The following is a 20,013-nucleotide window of genomic DNA, read 5'->3' as shown; positions in this document are numbered from 1 at the left end:
TACTGACAGTGACCGGGGGATTTCGGTACTACACGTGGATGACGATCCGGCACTGGTCGAGCTGACCGCGACGTTCCTCGAACGCGAGAACGAGCACATCACCGTCGCGACGGCGACGACCACGTCGGAAGGGATCGCACGAATAGAAGCGGGCGGGATCGACTGCGTCGTCAGTGACTACGACATGCCCGGAATGAACGGTCTCGAGTTTCTCGAGGCGATTCGAGCCGACGGCTACGAGATGCCGTTCATCCTCTTTACTGGGAAAGGCTCGGAAGAGATCGCGAGCGAAGCGATCTCCGCCGGCGTCACTGACTACTTACAGAAGAACTCGGGGACCGAGCAGTACGCGATGCTCTCGAATCGTATCGAGAACGCCGTCGACCGCTACCGGGCCCACGCCGCACAGATCGAAACGGAACGGCGCTATCGCCACCTCGTCGACCGCCTACCGGTCGGCATCCTCGTCCACCGCGACGGGGAACTCGTCTACGCCAACGACGTCGCCGCCGAACTCGTCGGCGCTGCGTCACCGAACGCGCTGATCGGCAGCCACCTCGAGTCAGCGTTACGGCCGACCGGGGGTACGTCGGTCGTCGAGCGACTGCACGACTCGGCCGACGACGACGCCGCGAGCGAGTGGATCGAGTTCGACATCGAGTCCGGTGACGGCCGGCGCGCGCTCGAGGGTATCGGCACCTCGATTACGTTCCAGGGCGCACCGGCAATACAGGTGATTCTCCGGGAACGCCCCGACGAACCGCGTCTTCGCAGCCGGTTCAGGAACATGCAGGCGTACTACCGGACCCTGCTCGAGACGGTCTCGGACGCCGTCTTCGTCGTCGATCCGAAGAGTGCCGAAGTCGTCGACGTCAACGCGGCGGCGTGTTCGTTCCTCGAACGATCACGCGAGGAACTCGTCGGGAGTTCGTGGGGCGAAGTGTGTCCACCGGCGACGCGAGGAGCGGTCCACTCGCGGTGGCTCGCGGGCGAGCGTCGGGAGACACTCGGCGACTCCCAGCGACTCGAGGATGTCGACGTCCTCGACGCCAGCGGTGCCACGGTCGCCGTCGACATCGACACGAACGTCTCACCGCTCGAGGACGGACGCATCGCGTTCGCAATCGTTCGTCACGAACACGAGTGAGAGAGCGGGCGCTCACAGAGAGATCGTCGATAGAACGCGCTCGTCGCACGCGTCCCGGTAGCGTCCGGAGGGGGACGGACGCGACCGACGTGCAACGAGCCGTCCGATCGGGTTGCAGCCGAAGTAGTCGCTGCCGACGTGGGGACTTCGACAGCGCGGCCGACTCTCGTCGGCGTACACCGATACGAAGAGACACCCATTAAATTTTTTGAGTAAAAATTGTAAGGTATATCGGGACCGAGCGACGGCCGAGTGGCCGGCTCAGAGGCGCTTGCTCACGTACGGGCCGTCCTGGTGGTAGCCGAGCTTCTCGCGGTAGTACGCGCGCGCGCCGATGCCCGAGATGACGCTGAGTTTCTCGTAGCCCGCGTCGGCAGCCAGCGTCTCCGCGCGGTCCATCAGCCTGCGGCCGTAGCCACGGTGCTGGTGCTGGCCGTCGCCACCGTCCTCGCCCATCGTGACCTCGGTGCCGTAGACGTGGAGTTCGCGAACCAGCGCGGCCGACTCGAGTTCGGGGCGCACCGGCTCGTTCGGAAAGCGCAGCCGACAGAAGCCGATCAGGAGGTCGTTCTCGAAGTCCTCGAACGAGATGAAGTGCTCCGTCCCGCCACAGGCCTCGTAGGTAAACACGTCGAGGTCGACCGACTCGGGTTCGGCGTCGTTCATCCCGACCTCGCGACAGCGGATGCAGTCGCAACTCCAGCCGTGCTCGTCCATGCGCTGTCGGGCGAGTTGGCGCAGGTTCGACTTCCAGACGCCCGCGTCGATGTAGTCCGCCGGAATGTCGCGCTGGACGCGCTGGAGGCGGGTGTAGCGAGGAATCATCGACTTGATCTCGGCGACCAGCTCGGCAGCCTCCTCGTTGGTCAGCGGGTCGTACTCGCCACGGTGCCACCAGTCGTAGGTTGCCGTCCCGCGCACGACGAGCGTCGGATAGATCTTCAGGTAGTCGGGTCGCCACGCCGGCGAGTCGAACAGTTCGCGGAAGTCCTCGAGACACATCTCCTTCGACATCCCTGGCTGGCCCGGCATCATGTGGAAGCCGACCTTGAACGCCGAGTCGCGCAGGCGGCGGTTGGCGTCGATCGAATCCTGCGTGCCGTGGCCACGGTGCATCTCGCGGTTGATCCGCTCGTAGGTCGTCTGGACCCCGACCTCGACTTTCGTCCCGCCGAGTTCGAGCATCCGGTCGATCTGTTCGGGATCACACCAGTCCGGCTTGGTCTCGAAGGTCGTCCCGATGTTGCGTACGTCGGCGGTCTCGTTCTCGGCGATCACGTCCTCGACGTACCGGAACTCGTACTCCGCCGGGTCCTGGGCGAAGCTGACGCCCTCCGCTGGCTCGGGCTCTTTCTCGACGTCGAAGTCGTTCATCGCCTCGAGCGCGCGCTTGACGAACCACTCCTGGTAGTCGTGGCTGCGCGCGGTCATCGTCCCACCCATCAGGATGAGTTCGGCCTTCTCGACCGGATGGCCGATCTTGCGCAACTGCTCGAGTCTGAGCGTCACCTGCCCGTAGGGGTCGTAGTCGTTCTGGACGCCGCGGGCGGCCGCCGGCTCCGCCCCGGTGTAGCTCTGGGAACTCGAGAACTCCGAGTCGGGTCCGCCCGGGCAGTAGAGACACTTGCCGTGGGGACAGCGCTCGGGCGAGGTCATGATCGCGATGGGCGAGACGCCGGAGGCCGTCCGCACCGGCTTGCGCTGGAGCACCGCCTCGAGTTCCTCGCGGTGGTCGTCGGGGGCGAAATCGAGCAACGCCGAGTTCTTCGGCACCTTCGCTGCGCCGTGTTCGGAGCAGGCCTCGAGTTTGGCCGACTCGACGTCCTCGCGCTCGAGTTCGCCCGCGAGAATCCGACCGACGAGCGTCTCACAGACCGCCTCGAGCGCCTCTTGCTCTTCTGCACCGCTCATTGGTACCGTACTCGCCGCGGACGGCGGATAAGCGTGTCGCCTCGGGTAGCGATCCGTGGTCTGCGAGCGACCGGTGCCCGTAAGCCACCAGCCGAACCGGTCGCCGACGCCTAGGCATCGAACTCGAACTCCGGATCCCGCCGCCGGTCGCGCTCGTACTCTTCGCGCGCTCGCTCGCCCCGGCGGCGCTCGCTGGCCCACTCGTCGGCGTTCTCGATCGTGTCCGTCTCGAGTAAGCGCTCGAGTTTGTGCTCGAACTGGGCGTCGGTCAGTTCACCGCGCGCGTAGCGCTCGCGGAGGGTCTCGAGGGCGTCACGGTTGTTCGTCTCGGCCCGGTCGGCGCTCGCGGTCGTCTCGGCGTCTGCGGTCTCCCCCACCTCCGCCGTCTCGGCATCGTCCTCGTCCTCCCAGTCGCCCCACCAGTCGTCGTCCCACCACTCGCGTCTGTCTTCCTCGGTTCCGAAGAGTAACGCGACGATGGGGATGACGACGATGTAGCCGAGCAACAGCGCACCGAGCCACCATCCCTGCCCGGTCAACAGTGCGGCGAGCCAGACACCCGTGACGATCGTCGTGGCGATCTCCGTCGCGTTCTCGCGAAGCCGCGTCGCCGGATCGTCGCTCATAGCGGACACTCCGCGTGTAGGGAGGAAAGAACTTTCTCTCGGCGTCGAGCGCCGACGGTCAGCCGAGGGTCTCGCCGAGGGCGTCGACCGCCGCCTCGAGCACGGCGTCGCGCTCGCCGGGGAGGAACGAGACGGTGCCGTCGCGGCCGCCGACGACGTAGACGCCGCCAGCGGGGACGGCGTCGGCGATCGCTGCGCCGAGGTCGCGAACGTCGACGGTCTCGGTGGCTCTGACGCGCAGTTCGTCGTCGTCGAGACCGAGGGTGACCGCCGGGCCGTCGGTCCGACCGCGTTCCGCGCGGTGGAGCGCGTCCAACAGGAGGTCCGTCGGCGGGAAGTCGTAGCGGTGGGTGTAGGCGTCGGTGTCCAGCACGGAGATGGTGACGCCGTCGACGCCGCGGACGGTCAGGTTCTCACGCGCGGTCGCGAGTTCGGTCTCGAGTTTGTCGCGGAACTGCTCCGAGATGTGGGCGGCGAGACCGCCAGCGCCGTCGAACAGCAGGTCGATGACGAGTTCGCGCTTGTCGCTGTAGGACTGGTAGTGCGCCTCGAGTGCGACGGCTTCCCGACGCTCCGACACGGCGGTGTCGTCGTAGCCCGCCTCGGCGGCGAGGTCGGTGTAGACGTCGGGGGTGGTCTCCCAGTAGCTGATCGCAGGGAGGTGGCGGAGGTCGTCGCGAACCGACTCGTTGACGGCGGCGGCGACGTTCGCTGCGAGCACGCTCGAGGTGAGGTCAGTCGCGTCTTCGCCCGCCGCGATGGAGGGGCTGACGGCGACGGAGACGCTCTCGGCGACGGTTTCGTCGCCACGGCTGTCGTCGATCACCAGCCGTTGTGCGCCGTAGCACTCGAGCAGTTCGTAGCCGTCGGTAGACTCGGCGGTGGCACCGGTGTCGGCCAACACGACCAGCGGCACCTGCTCGCCGTGGCGGTCGCGCGCCTGGAGCATCGTGGTGACGTCGCCCGTCGCGGCGTCCATATCGTAGACTGCACCCTCGAGCGGCCGGCGCTCGAAGTAGTGGTACTGGGCGTCGTCGCGGGTGTGCTTCTCGCGAACGAGCGGGAGAACGGCGCGCTCGAGGGCGCTGCCGGCGACGTAGCCGTCGACGGTCGCGCTGTGGCGGACGACGATCGGTCGTGCCTCCATGACGGCGCGCCGGATCGCGGTTGCGGCGTCGAGCAGTTCCTCGCGGACCGTCTCGACGGCGTCGTCCGCGGCGAGGAGGTCGACCGACTGCGGTCTCGCCTCCTGTTCGAATGCGTCCGAGAGCCGGGTCGTGACGGTCTCTTGGTCGTCGTCTTCGAGCACCGTGAGCGCCTCCGTCTCGATCTGGAGGTCGCCGTGGTGGCGTTCGACTTCGCCCTCGAGTCGGACGACGTCGTCGACGTCGACGTCGGGGTAGGCGCGAACGCCGGCCTCCTCGAAGGCGGCGCACTCGACGGTGGCCGTCTCGTCGCGCAGTTCGAACACCGTCGGGCCGCTGGTCTGGCGGACGCTGACGATCTCACCCTCGAGACGGACGAGGCTGCCGACCTGGTCGTCGATGGCGTCGACGGTCGCCCGACTGAGCGCGTCGTCGTCGGCGGTCGTCTCCGCGTACTGCGGCGTGGCCGCTGTCTCGCCACCCGCCGCCGTGGCACCGCCCTGGGAGGCGCTCTGGGCACCGCCCTGGGAGGCACTCTGAGCACCGCCCTCGCCCGACCCACCGCTCGAGGTGGTCTCGGGGCTCGGTTCGCCTGCGTCGGCGCTCGGTTCGTCGGCGTCGGTCTCGTCGTCTCCCTCGCCGAGGACGTAATCCCCGTCGGGATCGTCGACCAGCACCCCGCGGAACTCGCGTCGGCGCTGACGGATCGACCAGCCGAGATCGACGTTGCCGTTGTCTCTGACGTCTAATACCTGAACGTAGACCGTGTCGCCCGGTTCCCAGTCGAGGCTCTCGAGGCGGCGGTCGAGTTCGCTTCGGTGCAGCAGGCCCGTCACGCGGTCACCGATGTCGACGAAGACGCCGAAATCGGCGTAACCGTCGACGGACCCCTCGTAGTACCGACCGGGGGTCAGCTGCGAGGGAGACGTGCCGTCGAATCTGAAGACGACGTCCTCCTGGTGAGTCTCGCAGACCGCGCCGTCGACAGGCGTGCCGCAGATGATACAGTTACCCATCTATCCCCACCAAGCAGTTTCACCCTAAAACGGTTGTCGAATCTCCCGCGCGAAAACGCGCCGGACCGTTTCCGCCAGTATCGCTCGAGGAGACCACCGACGGCCGTTTCGGCGGCCAGGTTCACACAGACCGAACACTCTCCCCGACCGAACCGGTTCGAACGGTCTCGAGGCGAGCCGTTATTCCCCCGCTCGAGAAACACCGGCCTATGAACGCACTGGTGGTCGCAGACGACCTGACCGGGGCGATGGACACCGGGCACGGCTTCGCCGCGCGGGGCTACGAGACGGCGGTCTGGCTCCGACCCGCGGACGCAACACCGGACTCGCCGCCGCCCGCCACGGCCGTCCTCGCGCTCACCACCGAGAGCAGAGACGCCGACGCAGAAACCGCTCGAGCGCGCGTCGTGTCGGCCCTCGAGACCGTCGGCGCGAACGGGACGGAGACACTCGTCTACGACAAAGTCGACTCGACGCTGCGCGGGAACGTCGTCGCCGAACTCGAGGCGACGCTCGAGACGACCGGCGCGCCACTGGCGGTCGTCGCCCCGGCGTTTCCCGCGGCCGGACGGCGCACGAGAGACGGCCAGCACACGGTCGATGGTCTCGCGCTCGAGCGGACGGCCTACGCGCGCGACGAGGCGGGACCCGAGACGGGGCACCTGCCGACGCTGTTCGACTCGCCTCGCTACCGCGTCGGGGGTCTCACGCTCGAGACGGTCGCCGCTGGCGCGGACGCCATCGCGAGTCGCCTGTGCGAAGGCGCCGACCGCGTCGAGGAACGCCCGCGCGTGCTGGTCTGCGATGCGACAGACGACCGCCACCTCCGCTCGCTGGCCGACGCGGCAGCGGTCTGCGAAGAGCGCGTGGTGTACGTCGGCAGCGGCGGTCTCGCGCGACACGTGACGCTCCCCGCGTCGGCGAGCGAGAGCGAACGCGAGCACTCGAGCGAGCGGGACTCACCACCCGCTACATGGCGTGAAACCGGCGCACTCGGCGTCGTCGGCAGCGTCAACGACCGGACGCTGCAACAGCTACGAGCCGTGCCCGAGGCGCAACGCACCGTCGTCGACGCCGAAGCCGCCGTCGCAGAGCCCGACCACGCGGGACGGACGGCCGGGGCGGCCGCTGCGAGGGCGATTTCCACCGGCGAGAACGCGGTCGTGACGGCGGCGACGGTGAACGGCGACGTCGAGCGCGCACTCGAGGCTGGCGGCCGACTCGGCTACGACACGCGGGCGGTTCGCGCGCGGGTTCGCGAGAGTCTCGCAGTCGCCGCCCGTACCGTCGTCGAGGAGACCGGGACCGACGGGCGAGCACCGGCCGGGGTGTTCGCTACCGGCGGCGCGGTCGCGATGGCCGTCTTCGACGCGCTCGAGGCGTCGGCGCTCGAACTCACCGGCGACGAACTCGAGGAGGGGATTCCGCTGGGGCGACTCGCGGACGGCCCGGCGGCGGGAACACCGGTCGTGACGAAAGCCGGCGGCTTCGGCTCCGGGTCGACAATTGGTATGGCGCTGAAGCGCCTGGGTCGAGGTGACGAACCCCAATGAACACGTACACGGTCGGGATCACGATGGGCGATCCGGCAGGGATCGGTAGCGAGATCGTCGCGAGCGCGTACCCACACCTGCTCGAGCGGCGCTTCGAGGTGGCGGGTCGCGAGGGGGCGATCAGGCCCGTGGTGATCGGCGACGCGAGCGTCGTCCGCGCGGGCATCGAGGCGGCCGGGAGCGGTCTCGGAGTCGACGCGCTCGCGTCGGTCGCCGACGCCCGGCGCGATCCGGCGGCGATTCCGGTGCTCGACCTCGCGAACGTCGACGGCGAACTCGAGTACGGCGTCGTCCGCGAGACCTACGGCCGGGCGAGCCTCGAGTACGTCGAGCGCGCGATCACGCTCGCGCTCGCGGGTGAGATCGACGCCATCACGACCGCGCCGATTCACAAGCAGGCGACGGGACGCTCGGGCAGCGAGTTCGCCGGCCACACCGGGATGCTCGCCGCCCGCACCGACACCGACCGCTACTCGATGCTGCTCGTCGAGGGCGACCTCCGCGTGAGCCACGTGAGTACGCACGTCCCGCTTCGCGAGGCCTGCGAGCGCGTGACCCGCGAGTCGGTCCTCGAGACCATCCGGGTGACCGAGCGCGGACTGGCCGACCTGGGAGTCGACGAGCCAGCTATCGCGGTCGCGGGGCTGAACCCGCACGCGAGCGACGGCGGCTTACTCGGCGAGACGGAGGCGCAGGAGATCGAACCCGCCGTCGCGGCCGCCCGCGAGGAGGGCATCGACGCCCGCGGGCCGGAGCCACCGGACACCGTCTACGTCGCGGCCGCCCGCGGCGCGTACGACTGCGTCGTCTCGATGTACCACGACCAGGGACACATTCCGATCAAGATGCTCGGCTTCTCCGGCGGAGAGACGACGACCGTCAGCGGCGTCAACGTCACCATCGGTCTCCCCATCGTGCGCACGAGCGTCGACCACGGGACGGCCTTCGACATCGCGGGCGAGGGCGTCGCCTCCGACCGGAGCCTCCGCCAGGCGACCGTACTGGCCGCGGAGATGGCGGCCAGACGGCTCGAGCGGAGAGTGAACGCTGAGGGGCGCCGATGAGCGAGTTTCCGATCCCCACAGCCGAGACCCTGCAGGCGACGACCGACGCGACGTTCGCAGACCTCCCACTCGTCGCCCACGCGAGGCGCCACCGCGAGGTCGAGCGCATCGACGACGTGGCGGCGGCGACCCGCACGGCACTCGCCAACATCGACCGTCTCGAGGACCTCGCGCCCGGATCGACGGTCGGACTCACCGCTGGGAGCCGCGGCATCCACGATTTGCCCGCCGTGCTCGAGACCGCCGTCGTGGCGCTCCGAGAGCGAGGTCTCGAGCCGGTCGTGCTCGCCGCGATGGGCAGCCACGGCGGGGCGACCTCGGCGGGCCAGCGCGAGACGCTCGCGGCGCTCGGGGTCACCGAGTCGCGTCTCGGCTGTGCGATCCACAGTTCGATGGCGGTCGAGGAGGTCGGCCGCGACGGACTCGACCGGCCAGTGTACGCCGCCCGCGACGCGCTCGAGACCGACGCCGTCCTGCTCGTAAACCGCGTGAAACCCCACACCGACTTCTCTGGACTCGTCGAGAGCGGCCTCTGTAAGATGGCGGTGATCGGTCTCGGAAACCACCGCGGTGCCGAGTCGCTGCACAACGCCGGGCTGGCGGCGGACTTCAGCGAGGTGATCCAGGAACGCGCACGGATCTTGCTCGAGGAGACGCCCATCGTCGGCGGGATCGCGCTCGTCGAGAACGCCCGCCACCGCGCGCACCTGATCGAGGGGATTCCCGCCGAGCGCATCCTCGATCGCGAACCCGTACTCCTCGAGCGCGCCCGCGAGACGCTGGCGACGCTGCCCGTCGAGGACCTCGACCTCCTGATCGTCGACGAACTCGGCAAGGACGTTTCGGGGACCGGCATGGACACGAACGTCCTCGGGCGCACCTACTTCCACGGCGAGGACGAACCCGACGCGCCGTCGATCACGCGGGTCTACGCCCGCTCGATCACCCCCGCCTCCCACGGCAACGGGATCGGGATCGGTCTCGCCGATTTCGTCCACCGCGACGTGCTCGCGGACCTCGCCGTCTCCGACATGTACGTCAACATCGTGACCAGCGGCGAACCCCGCCGGGCGAAACTGCCGTTCGTCGTCCCCGACGACGAGACGGCGCTCCTGCTCGCGTGTTCGACCACCGGTGTCGCCACTCCCGAGGAGCTTCGGTTCGCGCGGATCCAGAACACGCTCGAGCCGGACTCGCTGGTGGTTTCCGAACCCGTCGCGCGCGAACTCGAGAGCCACCCCGAGGTGACGGTCGGTGAAGTACGCCCGCTCGAGGTGTGTGAGGGACGATTGGAAGAAGCGTGGTGGAACAGTCAGCAGAACGAGACGGTGTAACGACGATGGACGAAGACGACCTACCACGAATCACTGACCTCTCGTCGCTCGAGCCGGAGAACTTCAAAGTACGGAACACAGCGTTCCTCTTAGGAGACAGCCACTACGACAACATATACAACGAATCGCAGACAGAGCTTCGACGACAGATCTGGGGAGTCCGAAACGGAGATTACTCCGAGTCAGCGTCATCAGCCAACGCGTCGTAGAAGTCCTCGTTCTCCTCGACGTCACGCGCCATCTCTCGCTCTGCCTCCCAGTTCATTGTAGGTAGTACTCGAGCTGGCTGTGTGACATCCTCCCCGCCGTAAACGGCGGGGCTTCCCACAAGCTGAGGCTTGCTGGTTTGGGAGATTTACGGTTTAACATCCCCGAGGGAATGCTGGCAGTGCCACGCTACCGTTACCCCTATCCACCGTCGAGAAGACGGGGATTCAGGGTTATCTTGTGCTTCCTGCACCCTGTTCGTCTCTTGGAAGGGGTGCCTTCCATGACGAAAGGGCGAATCCCGATATTGTCTCATTGGGATAGGGCGGATAGACCGCCTCGGTTAGCATTTAGTACGCTGTGGAACCTCTTAAAACTACGTTCGGGCGCTGTATCCCCGCGCTGAAGCGCGAGGTTTTAGCGCCCTACTTCGCTTGAGATAATACCTGTTGTTTCGGCCACGTGCTATTCGAACACGGGCGAGTCGTCCTCGAGCGCCTCCACGTCGCGGACGAGCTTCCGAACGTCCTCAGGAAACAGCGCGACCTGCACCTCGTTGCCGTCGTCGTCTTCGAAGACGAGTTTGACGCGCTTATCGCCGAACTCGCGGGTCTCCGCCGCCTCTACGTCGAAGAGCTTGACCGTCGCCGACTTCGTCGCCGGGCCGACGTTCTTGAACGCACCGTCTTTGAGTTCGAGCATGAACTGATCGATGTCGAGCGTCAGCATGGCCGACGGTTCGGGAAGCGAGTATAAAGGGCCACGGCTCGAGAGCGGGTGGCGCAGGTGAGAGAGCGGGCTGCGCTCGAGCGACCCGGATCGAAGTTGCACGTTTTTAGTACCGAACAGCCGTAGACGGGAGTGGATCATGCAACTCACCTGGCACGGTCACTCGACCTGGCACGTCACCGTCGGCGACACCGACCTGCTGATCGACCCCTTCTTCGACAACCCGAAGACGGATCTCGAGGCCGCAGACCTCGACACACCCGACTACGTGTTGCTCACGCACGGACACGCCGACCACATCGCCGACGCGGGGGCGTTCTCGGAGGCGACGCTGGTCGCGACGCCCGAACTCGTCTCCTACTGTCAGGAGGAGTTCGGCTTCGAGGACGCCGTCGGCGGGATGGGCATGAACATCGGCGGCACCGTCGAGTGTGGCGACGCCTTCGTGACGATGCACCGCGCCGACCACACGAACGGCATCATGACCGCCTACGACGTCGACGCCGGGATGCCCGGCGGGTTCGTCATCTCCGATACGGAGCCGATGCGCGGAGAGACCGAGGACGCGACGACCTTCTACCACGCCGGTGATACGGGTCTGATGAGCGAGATGATCGACGTCGTCGCCTCCTTCCTCAAACCCGACGCCGCTGCCCTCCCGATCGGCGATCACTTCACCATGGGACCGTGGCAGGCCGCCATCGCCACCGACTGGCTCGACGTCGACTACGCCTTCCCGATGCACTACGACACCTTCCCACCCATCGAACAGGATCCCGAGGAATTCGCACAGCTGGTCGACGACGCCGGCAGTGACGCCGAGGTCCACGTACTCGAGGCGGACGAGCCGTTCGACCTCGGTCCGTGAGACGGCCACGAAGACCAACGTTTACACTCTTCCTCGTTGAGGTCCAGACTGTATGGCGAAAGCAGTCACCACCATCTCCGAGGAAGGATTCAGTGCGACGAACGAGGTCCGCGAGTTCGAGGTCGACGTCGACGCCACCGGCGAGGAGGCCCCGGACACGCTCGAGGCGCTGCTCGCGGCCTACGGCTCGTGTTACGTCCCCGCCCTCCGCGTCGGCGGCCAGCAGCGCGGTGCCGACGACCTCGGCCGGATCGAAATCGACGTCACCGGCGAACTGAACGACGACGACAAACTCGAGTCGGTCAGCTTCGACATCAGCGTCGAGAGCGAGGTCGACGAGGAGACCGGCGAGAAGGTGATCGAGCGCGCCTTCGAACTGTGTAAGGTCCACGACGCGCTGAAAGACAGCCTCCACGCCGAGACGAGTTTCCAGGGCGGCGCGTTCTAGAGGCGAGTCGCCGCCGGAACTCGGCGACAGCGAGCGCGTTTCGAGCGACAGCGGAGACGACCCAACGGAGCCGCGGCGATGGCAAACGCTGATACCGCGCGTCCCGAATACCGTGTATGAGCAGCGACTCGTGGACCGACCGAATCGTCGGCGAGCGGATGGCGACCGACCGGGACTTCACCGCCCGGATCGCCGCCTCGCGCTTTTCGAGCCAGGAGTGGAGCCTGATCATGACGGCCACCGAGTTCGAACTCGAGAACCCCGACGACCCCGAGCAGGCACGCATCGTCGCGAACACCGAGAAGGTCAGACACGTCCTCCCCGAACTCGAGAACGTCCGCTCACAGCTAGGGGCGATGGGCGCAGAGACGAGCGGTGGCGGCTCGAGCGGCGGCGGTCTGCTCGACTCGCTCAAACGCACGCTCGGCTTCGGCGGCGAGGCGGGCTACGAGGCAGAACGCGAGGCCGCCGAGGAACTCACCGCCGAGTACGCACGCGAACTCCAGTCGACGCTCGAGGCGAACGGTCGCTTCGAAGAAATCTGTCGATTCGTCGCCGAGGAGTGAGGGGCGAAGTGGCAAATCCGTCACAGGCGGGGCGTGCGGCCAGCGTACGCAAGGAACGAGAGCCACAGCACCTTTAGGTGTCCCCACCCAGAGGAGGGTATGGCAGACGATATCGAGACGATCACGTTCACCATCGACTCCGGAGCCGACAGCGACGACGTCACGATTCCTGCGACGCTCGTCGAACTGCTCGCCGAAGGCGACCAGGGACCGGCAGAGACCGTCGGCGACATCGTGCTCCTCTCGTTCGCGAGTCGCGCCCACCACCTCGTCCACCACGGCGACGGCGTCGACGACGAGATCGAAGCCGCAGAGAGCGAAGCGATGGCCCTGTTCGAAGCGCGCTTCGGCGTCAGCTTCGCCGAGGCGACCGGCCACCACCACTGACGGCGACTCCACCGCACACGTACTCGAGCGTAGAGAACCGCGACGAACCGAGCAGAGGCTCGAGAGAGGGATGAGAACCGCTCAGACACTCGCGAGCGGAGCGTCTACCGCACCGAGTGCAGGGAGTGGGTCGTCGGATTCGCCAGCAGGTGACTCGTCCGGAGCGGGGTCGGCTGGCTCGTCGGGTCCACCTCCGGGTGCGTCGGATTCTCCATCCGCCGGGTCGTCCGGTCCGCCGTCCGCTGGCGCATCCGGCTCGCCCGCCTCGTTCTCGCCGGGGGCATTTTCAGGCACGCCGGGATCCTCTTCTCCAGGCTCACCAGGCTCTTCTTCTGGCACTTCTCCAGGCTCACCAGGCTCTTCTTCTGGCACAGGATCGTCACCTGGAAGCTCGTCGGGAATCTCGGGCTCGGTGATCGAAACCGTCACCGACGCGCTGTCGTTCGCACTCGAGACCGTCGCCGTGTACTCACCCGCGTCAGCCTCGCCCGTCTGATAGGAGAGCGAGACGACGTTGCTCTCACCGGGATCGAGTGTGAGCGAGTCGGTGTCGACGACCGTGTCACCGAGTGAGAGCGTAAGCGCCTGGGTGCCGTCTTCCTCGCCGACGTTCTCGACGGTGGCCGTCACCTCGAGCGTCTCGCCCGCCTCGACCGGAGCGTTCGTCTCGAGATCACCGATGACGAACTCCGCTGGCGCTGCGAGCGGGGCGATCTCGCCAGCGAGGTCCGTCTCGGCGACGGCTGGCTCGTCGTAGCCGTGTGCCTCCAGGCCGACCACCCAGACGAGCCGTTCGTCCTCGCTCTCGGGAATCCACTGGACCGTGAACGTCCCCTCGCCGGGCTCGAGCGTCGTCGGCGGCTCGATCCCGTCGGCGACGGTCCCCTCGACGAACTCGCTCGGGACCACCAGTGCAGCCTCGTTCGGGTTCTCGTAGCCGAAGGTGACGTCGATGCCGTCGCCGTCCTCGCGCTCGAGCGCCGCCTCGACGGAGAGTTCGGGCCGCTCGGGTCGGACATCCTCGAGACACGCCTCGGCGTCGGGGTTGGCCACCGGCTCGCCGAGACTTCCGTCCTCGGCTTCGAGTTCGACGGCGGTCAGCACCGACTGCGCGCCACCGTCGGTCTCACCGAAGACGCCCACGTCCTCGAGCTGGACGACGCGCGTGCCGTCGTCGCGCTCGACGGCGTCGGTCTCGGGACCGATCCGGAGGAGCGTCGCGTTCTCGCCGTCGGCGAACTCCTCCCAGGGAATCTCCGGCACCGACACGACCTCGCCGGTCCCTTCTGGGTCGTAGAACGCCTGGGTGTAGCGGACCTGCGAAACGTCACCCGTCACCTCCACGGCGGTACAGTTCAGGTACTCGAGTTCGGGGTCGACGGCCACCGCCTCGAGATCGTACTCGATCGACTCGTTCGCGAGCACCCCGTCGGTCTCGTCGGCACCCGTCTCGGTGTCGAGGTCGGTGTCGTCACCGAGTTCGTCGTCGGCCGCCTCGAGCGAGACCTCGACCGTCGTACGCTCTTCGATGGGTGGCTCGAGGTCGAGGGTGTAATTCTCGAGCGACTCGTTCGCCTCGTGCCCCTCGCTCTCGACACGCTCGCCGTCGTACTCGGCGACGAGGGTGTACCCGACCGACGCGGTCGCCTCGTCGACGGTGAGCGTGGTGCCGTCGCCGGTCTGGTCGTCCACGGCGAGCGTCGCCTCGGCGGGCGCTGGCTCGGGGTCCTCGAGGTCGTCGGGGTCATCCTCGACGGCCACCAGCGCGCTGGCCGTAATCGGCGAGCCACCCTCGCCAACGTACGGCTCGTCTTCCGCGCCGTCTTGCTCGACGTACTGGAACGACTCGTCGCCGGTCGTGTCGTGGTGGGCCACCGCGACCAGCGTCGCGTTCTCCTCGAGCGGTTCGTCGAGGTCGATCTCGACCGACTCGTGGTCGCCTGGCTCGAGGTGCGCCGAGACGCCGCGGACGCTCTCGACAGGGTCACTGGCGAAGACACCCTCGTAGATGGCGACGAACCCACCCGCCGAGAGGGTGGCCGACTCGACGACGACGGTCTCACCCGCCGAGACCTGCTCGTCGAACGTCAGCGACGCCTCACCCTCGCGTTCGTCGACCTCGTCGGCCTTCTCGCGGGCGTCTGCGTCGGCGTAGGTCTCGATCTCGGCAGGCTCTTCGAGCGCCTCCGCGACCGCGTGCGCGGTCGTGTCTTCAGCCGTCGACTGAGCGAGTACCTGCAGTTGCGTGACGCTCACGCGCTGGTACTGGACCGCCTTCGCCGTCGCCAGAGACGCCCCGCTGGCGGCGTACTGGATCTGTTCGACCGTCGCCTCCTGGTGGGCGACGAGTGCGCCACCGGCCGCGCCCTCGGCGAGCGCCTGCACCTGGACGACGGTGACGACCTGCATCTGGACGACGGTACCGTGTCCAGCGCCGAAGGCCGCGGCCTGGACCTGCGTAACCTCGACGACCTGGTGCTGGACCGCCGCCGTGACCGCGCCCTTCGCCGCACCCAGCGCCGCCGACTGCGTCTGGCTGACCGTCACCTGCTGGTACTGGACGAGCACCCCACCGCCAGCACCAACCGCTGCCGCCTGAATCTGTTCGACCGACGCCTCCTGGCTCTGCGTGATCGCCCCCGTCGCCGCACCGAAGGAGGCCTCCTGAATCTGCGTGACCGACACCCGCTGGAGCTGCGCCAGCTCGAGACGGCCCAGCCCCTCGAGCGGTCCCTTCGCTCCGCCGCGTGCGGCCGCCTGCGTCTGCTCGACGGTGACCGTCTGCGTCTGGACGAGCGCACCGCCCGCCCCGCCCATCGCGGCTTTCTGAACGCCCTTGATCGACACCCGCTGGTACGCCTCGACCTCGACGATCTGTTCCCCTTCGAGGACGACTCCCTCGAGCGCACCCGCCGCCCCGCCCGCCGCCGCGTGCTGGACGTGCTCGAGCGTGACGCGCTGGCGCTGCTCGACGGTGAGTTTCTGGTACTGCTCGAGGACGCCGTAGACGGCACCCTGTGCGGCCTCCTGGGTCTTGCCAACGTTGGCGACGTCCTTCTCACCCGCCTCGTAGACACTGCCCGCTGCGCCACCGCGCGTCGCGACCTGAAGCTGTTCGACGGTCACCTCCTGCTTTTGGGTCTGAGCGACCGCCCCGTGGGCCGCCCCCCACGCGCCGCTCTGGAGCTGGGTCGCGTTCGCCTGCTGGTACTGTGAGAGCGCGCCGTCGGTCGCCCCGACGACGACGGCCTGCGTCTGCGAGACGTTCACTGCCTGGTGAGCGACGAGCGCGCCGTGGACCGACCCCTGGACCGCCGCCTGCACCTGTTCGACGTCGGCCTCCTGGTGCTGGGCGACGCCTGCCTCGGCCGCCTCGAGTACGGCAGCGCGCTGTTCCTGGCTCACCTCGACGCCCTGTGCCTGGACGAGCGCGATTCCCTCCTCGACACCCGCCTCTACGCCGTCGGTCTGCGTCGCGGTGAGCGAGCCAGCGCCGGCGTCGTGAGCCGTCGAGTCCGCCTCGACGGTGCCGAGCGACGCCAGCGGCTCGAGCGGAACCTGGGTGAACCCGTTCGCCGCCGTCGACGCGGCGGCCGGCGTCCCGGCAGTCGACTCGGGGCGTTCGTCGTCACCGGCTTCGACACCGCTCGGCCCGCCGGCTCCAGCGCCGCCGAGCAACGGAAGGACGACGATACTCGAGGCGACCGCGACGGCGACGGCCACGGTGAGCGCGACGCCGAACCCGCGTCGTGTGTTCATGGCCGCACTCGCCCCACAGAGTGGCTCCCTCGCGTCCTCTCCGCTCGCTTCCACCGCGTGCGACACCGTTTGCTAACCAGCGACATATGTCAACGCGTGTCGATGCGAGTCGGCGCATAAGCGACGCCGGTCGTTTCAGTTAGAAACGCGAGACAATCACCGCTTAGCGAGACCACAGGCTCCGGCCGGTGACTCGAGACTGGTGCTGAGACGGCGGTCGGACGCGAGCGCGGCGTACAGATTCGGCCACCCACGGGACCGCAGATCGACACGAGAGCTGACAGGAAGTCCGGTGTTGGCACGCAGAATCGGGGGTCAGCCAGGGCCGGTCTGGGAGAGCCGATCAGGGGGACTCGAACACCGGACGAAGCCGCCCGTCGGAGCGGAGACCGTAAACCGAATAGTTCATTTCGGTTTACGAGAGACGAGCGGTATGGAAACAGAGGGGCAGTCGGTCGACCTCGTCGGCGCGAGCGTGGTTCGTCCGTTCGCGCGTGCGGCGATTCTGGCAGCACTGATGGGGGCGACGGCGCTGGTGGCGATTCCGTACCCGCTCTCGCCTGCACCGGTGACCCTGCAGATACTCGTCGTCTTCCTCGTGGGGCTCTACCTGGGTCCCTACTGGGGCGGCTTCTCGATGGTGCTGTACCTCACCGCCGGTGCGGCGGGGGCACCGATCTTCTCGCACGGGAACGCCGGCGTCGGCTACCTGTTCGCCGAGACCGGCGGCTTCCTCTGGTCGTTCCCGCTCGCCGTCGTCCTCGTCGGACTCTTCGTCCACGGCACCCACGGATTGCGAGACCCCGGCGAGGTCTCCCTCCCGGTCATCGCCGTCGCCCTCACGTGCGCGATGGTACTCATGTACGCCGCCGGAACCGCCTACTACGCGTGGCTGATCGGCATCGGTCTCGTCGAAGCCGCCTTCGTCATGGCGATTCCGTTCGTTCCGGCCGACCTGCTCAAGATGGCCGCCGCGGTCGCCATCGTCCGCGCAGGCGTGATCGATCCGACGTGAGCAGCCGTCACCCCCACCGACCAGCCGACCAGCCACCATGATCGAATTTCGCGACGTTACCTACGCCTTCGAGGAGGTCCCCGCACTCCGGTCGATCTCCCTCGAGATTCCAGACGGTGAGTTCCTCGTCCTCGTGGGAGCCAACGGCAGCGGGAAAACGACGCTCCTTCGCCACTGCAACGGTCTCCTGACGCCGACGGACGGAACCGTCCTCGTCGACGGCACACCCGTCGAGACCGACCTCGTCGCCGCCCGCTCGAGCGTCGCCATGGTCTTTCAACACCCGCGCGATCAGTTCGTCGCCGCGACCGTCGGCGCGGACGTCGCCTTCGGTCCCGAGAACCTCGGTCTCTCGAGAGCGGAGATCGACCGCCGGGTGACGGACGCACTCCGTGCGGTCAACCTGGCCGGCCGGGCGGACGAACGGATCGACGCGCTCTCGGGCGGTGAGCAGTCGCGCGTGGCCATCGCCGGCGCGCTGGCGATGGGACCGACCCACCTCGTCCTCGACGAACCGTTCACCGGTCTCGACGACCCCGCCAGACGGTCGGTGCTCGGCCACCTCGAGTCGCTCTCGAACGCCGGGACTGGAGTGATCGTCGCGACCCACGACGTGCGCGACCTCGCCGCGCTCGCCGACCGCGTCGTCGCGATGAGCGAGGGACGAGTCGTCGTCGACGACGCGCCGGCGCGGGCGCTGGCCGAACTCGAGGGTCTCGGTGTTCGCGTTCCCGACGGCGTAGAGACGGGCCGCGCTCGCGGAGACGAGCGCTGAGTCGATGGTGGTCTACGAACCCGACGAGACGCTCGCCCACTGCCTCGATCCGCGCTCGAAACTCGCCTTCCAGTTCGGGTTCGCGTTCACCGCGCTCGCACACACGACGCCGTCCGCACTCGTCGCGCTCACCGCCCTCACCGCCGTCGTTCTCGTGAGCGCTCGCGTGGCGCTCGGACGGACGCTGTACGCCTACCGGATCCCCATCGTCGTCCTCGCAGTGGGACCGCTGCTCGCGGCGCTCACCCTCGGTGCCCCCTGGGTCGAGCCAGCGGCCGCGGTCGACCCCGCGTTCGCGAGCTACCGCGTCCTCCTGATCTTGCTCGTCAGTGCCGCCTACGTCCGCTCGACGCCGGTTCGTGACTCCAGAGCCGCGATTCAGCGGACCGTACCCGGGAGGGCCGGCCGCCTGCTCGCCACCGGCGTCGCCCTCGTCTTCCGGTTCCTCCCCGTGATCACGGCCGACCTGCGGACGATTCGCGAGGCGATGGCCGCCCGACTCGGCGACGAACGCAGTGCGCTCGAGCGCGCGGGCACCATCGGTCTCCTCGGTCTCTCGCGGGCGTTCGAGCGGGCGGATCGGCTCTCGCTGGCGCTGCAGGCACGCTGTTTCTCCTGGAACCCGACGCTGCCACACCTCGCCTTCACGCGCCTCGACGCGCCGGTACTCGCGCTCGCGGTAGTGCTCGTGGCGTCGGCAGCCGTCTGAACTCACCGGCGCTCGCTCGCGAGTGCGTAGCCGCGAGCGACCCGGCGCGTGGCGACGAGCGCCGTGTAGCCGCCGACGAACGCCCCGACGACGGTGAGCGCGCTCGAGGCACCGAGCAAGCCACTCGAGAGGGTTACCCCGACGAGCGCGAGGACGAGCCCCGAACACCAGCCCACGAAGTATCCGGCGTGGGTCGCGACGGGCGAGAGCGTCGAGAACCCGGCTCGAAGCGACCCCGCCGTGGCGTAGTTCGCGAGAGCGATGGGGAGCAGATACGCCGCGACGGCGAGCGTAGCGAGGACGGCCGTCGAACCGGCGAAGACGACGAAGACGTCCGCGCCGGTCGGTTCGCGTGCCGTCTCGAGCAGCAACCGTACCGTGACGAGCACGATGGCCACCGGCCCGGCGGCGTAGGCGACGGTGAGCACCGCTGCGCCGAGGCTGCGAGCGAGGAGCGAGCGCTCGAAGACCGGCGGCGGGGTGCGTTCGCCACCCGCGACGAGCACCGACGCCAGGTAGCCGACCAGCGGGACCAGCGCGAGTACGGGGAGGGCAATCGCGTGGAGGAAGACGCAGAGCCAGGCCGCCAGCACCGCCTTCTCGCCCGTACGGCCACGGGCCGGATATCGGAGCGCCTCGAACATACTCAGCGGTCAGATGTGGCCCCGTCCCACATATCAAAATCATTGTCCATAATCGGAGAATTGTTTCGCCGTATCGACATATATTTCAACGAAAGTTTCCAAGGGTAATA

General features: G+C 68.0%; 17 protein-coding genes. 11 read left to right on the top strand and 6 right to left on the bottom strand.

Features of this window, described 5'->3' with window-relative positions:
• Positions 1-34 precede the first annotated feature (34 nt).
• Positions 35-1,147 carry a response regulator gene (locus N0B15_RS08885; RefSeq protein WP_263019338.1) on the top strand — a complete coding sequence of 371 codons (1,113 nt, stop codon included), beginning with the start codon at positions 35-37 and terminating at the stop codon, positions 1,145-1,147.
• Positions 1,148-1,408: 261 nt separating this feature from the next.
• Here N0B15_RS08885 and N0B15_RS08880 read toward each other — a convergent pair whose 3' ends face one another.
• From N0B15_RS08880 to N0B15_RS08870, 3 genes are all read right to left on the bottom strand, one after another.
• Positions 1,409-3,058: a tRNA uridine(34) 5-carboxymethylaminomethyl modification radical SAM/GNAT enzyme Elp3 gene (locus N0B15_RS08880; protein WP_263019337.1), complete on the bottom strand. Its 1,650-nt coding sequence runs from the start codon at positions 3,056-3,058 to the stop codon at positions 1,409-1,411.
• Positions 3,059-3,168: 110 nt separating this feature from the next.
• Positions 3,169-3,684 (bottom strand): SHOCT domain-containing protein, encoded by a 516-nt coding sequence (locus tag N0B15_RS08875; protein WP_263019336.1) that lies wholly within the window; start codon positions 3,682-3,684, stop codon positions 3,169-3,171.
• A gap of 58 nt (positions 3,685-3,742) precedes the next feature.
• Positions 3,743-5,845 carry a DHH family phosphoesterase gene (locus tag N0B15_RS08870; RefSeq protein ID WP_263019335.1) on the bottom strand — a complete coding sequence of 701 codons (2,103 nt, stop codon included), beginning with the start codon at positions 5,843-5,845 and terminating at the stop codon, positions 3,743-3,745.
• A gap of 209 nt (positions 5,846-6,054) precedes the next feature.
• On the opposite strand from N0B15_RS08870, the gene N0B15_RS08865 reads away from it, so the two are divergent.
• The 3 genes from N0B15_RS08865 to N0B15_RS08855 are packed head-to-tail and all read left to right on the top strand — an operon-like array spanning position 6,055 to position 9,796.
• Complete coding sequence (locus N0B15_RS08865) at positions 6,055-7,398, top strand: four-carbon acid sugar kinase family protein (protein WP_263019334.1); 1,344 nt, start codon at positions 6,055-6,057, stop codon at positions 7,396-7,398.
• Positions 7,395-8,462, top strand: a complete 1,068-nt coding sequence (gene pdxA / locus N0B15_RS08860) for a 4-hydroxythreonine-4-phosphate dehydrogenase PdxA (RefSeq protein ID WP_263019333.1) — start codon at positions 7,395-7,397, stop codon at positions 8,460-8,462. Before N0B15_RS08865 ends, pdxA begins: the two co-directional genes overlap by 4 nt.
• Positions 8,459-9,796, top strand: coding sequence for a nickel pincer cofactor-dependent isomerase, group 22 (locus N0B15_RS08855; protein ID WP_263019332.1), 1,338 nt, complete (start codon positions 8,459-8,461; stop codon positions 9,794-9,796). The genes pdxA and N0B15_RS08855 overlap by 4 nt, the downstream gene beginning before the upstream one ends.
• Before the next feature lie 672 nt (positions 9,797-10,468).
• On the opposite strand, the gene N0B15_RS08850 is transcribed toward N0B15_RS08855, so the two are convergent.
• Positions 10,469-10,732: a hypothetical protein gene (locus N0B15_RS08850; protein ID WP_263019331.1), complete on the bottom strand. Its 264-nt coding sequence runs from the start codon at positions 10,730-10,732 to the stop codon at positions 10,469-10,471.
• A 139-nt stretch (positions 10,733-10,871) separates the two neighbouring features.
• Between N0B15_RS08850 and N0B15_RS08845 the strand changes: the two genes are divergently transcribed.
• The 4 genes from N0B15_RS08845 (at position 10,872) to N0B15_RS08830 (ending at position 13,001) form a co-directional block, all read left to right on the top strand.
• On the top strand, positions 10,872-11,600 hold the full coding sequence (locus N0B15_RS08845; protein ID WP_263019330.1) for a metal-dependent hydrolase: 729 nt from the start codon (positions 10,872-10,874) through the stop codon (positions 11,598-11,600).
• A gap of 52 nt (positions 11,601-11,652) precedes the next feature.
• Entirely contained in the window at positions 11,653-12,048 is a 396-nt protein-coding gene (locus N0B15_RS08840; RefSeq protein WP_263019329.1) for an OsmC family protein, read from the top strand.
• 116 nt (positions 12,049-12,164) lie between these two features.
• The gene (locus N0B15_RS08835) at positions 12,165-12,614 is read left to right on the top strand and encodes a DUF5799 family protein (protein ID WP_263019328.1); all 450 of its coding nucleotides are present in this window, start codon (positions 12,165-12,167) and stop codon (positions 12,612-12,614) included.
• A 99-nt stretch (positions 12,615-12,713) separates the two neighbouring features.
• Positions 12,714-13,001 carry a DUF7545 family protein gene (locus tag N0B15_RS08830; RefSeq protein ID WP_263019327.1) on the top strand — a complete coding sequence of 96 codons (288 nt, stop codon included), beginning with the start codon at positions 12,714-12,716 and terminating at the stop codon, positions 12,999-13,001.
• An 81-nt stretch (positions 13,002-13,082) separates the two neighbouring features.
• On the opposite strand, the gene N0B15_RS08825 is transcribed toward N0B15_RS08830, so the two are convergent.
• A complete protein-coding gene (locus tag N0B15_RS08825) occupies positions 13,083-16,760 on the bottom strand; it encodes a DUF7282 domain-containing protein (protein WP_263019326.1) in 3,678 nt (1,225 codons plus the stop codon).
• Positions 16,761-17,193: 433 nt separating this feature from the next.
• Between N0B15_RS08825 and N0B15_RS08820 the strand changes: the two genes are divergently transcribed.
• Genes N0B15_RS08820 through N0B15_RS08810 form a run of 3 tightly spaced genes read left to right on the top strand, consistent with a single transcriptional unit; the run spans position 17,194 to position 19,259 of the window.
• On the top strand, positions 17,194-17,775 hold the full coding sequence (locus tag N0B15_RS08820) for a biotin transporter BioY (protein WP_263019325.1): 582 nt from the start codon (positions 17,194-17,196) through the stop codon (positions 17,773-17,775).
• Between the two features lie 37 nt (positions 17,776-17,812).
• A complete protein-coding gene (locus N0B15_RS08815; RefSeq protein WP_263019324.1) occupies positions 17,813-18,550 on the top strand; it encodes an energy-coupling factor ABC transporter ATP-binding protein in 738 nt (245 codons plus the stop codon).
• 4 nt (positions 18,551-18,554) lie between these two features.
• Positions 18,555-19,259: an energy-coupling factor transporter transmembrane component T family protein gene (locus N0B15_RS08810; RefSeq protein WP_263019323.1), complete on the top strand. Its 705-nt coding sequence runs from the start codon at positions 18,555-18,557 to the stop codon at positions 19,257-19,259.
• A 2-nt stretch (positions 19,260-19,261) separates the two neighbouring features.
• Here the strand turns inward: N0B15_RS08810 and N0B15_RS08805 are convergent, their stop codons facing one another.
• Entirely contained in the window at positions 19,262-19,903 is a 642-nt protein-coding gene (locus N0B15_RS08805; protein WP_263019322.1) for a DUF4013 domain-containing protein, read from the bottom strand.
• Between the last annotated feature and the right edge of the window lie 110 nt (positions 19,904-20,013).

The organism is Natronobiforma cellulositropha, assembly GCF_025629245.1.
Classification (GTDB): Archaea; Halobacteriota; Halobacteria; order Halobacteriales; family Natrialbaceae; genus Natronobiforma; species Natronobiforma cellulositropha.
The sequence above is the reverse complement of the archived record's forward strand: the minus strand, read 5'-3'. Positions and strand labels throughout refer to the sequence as shown.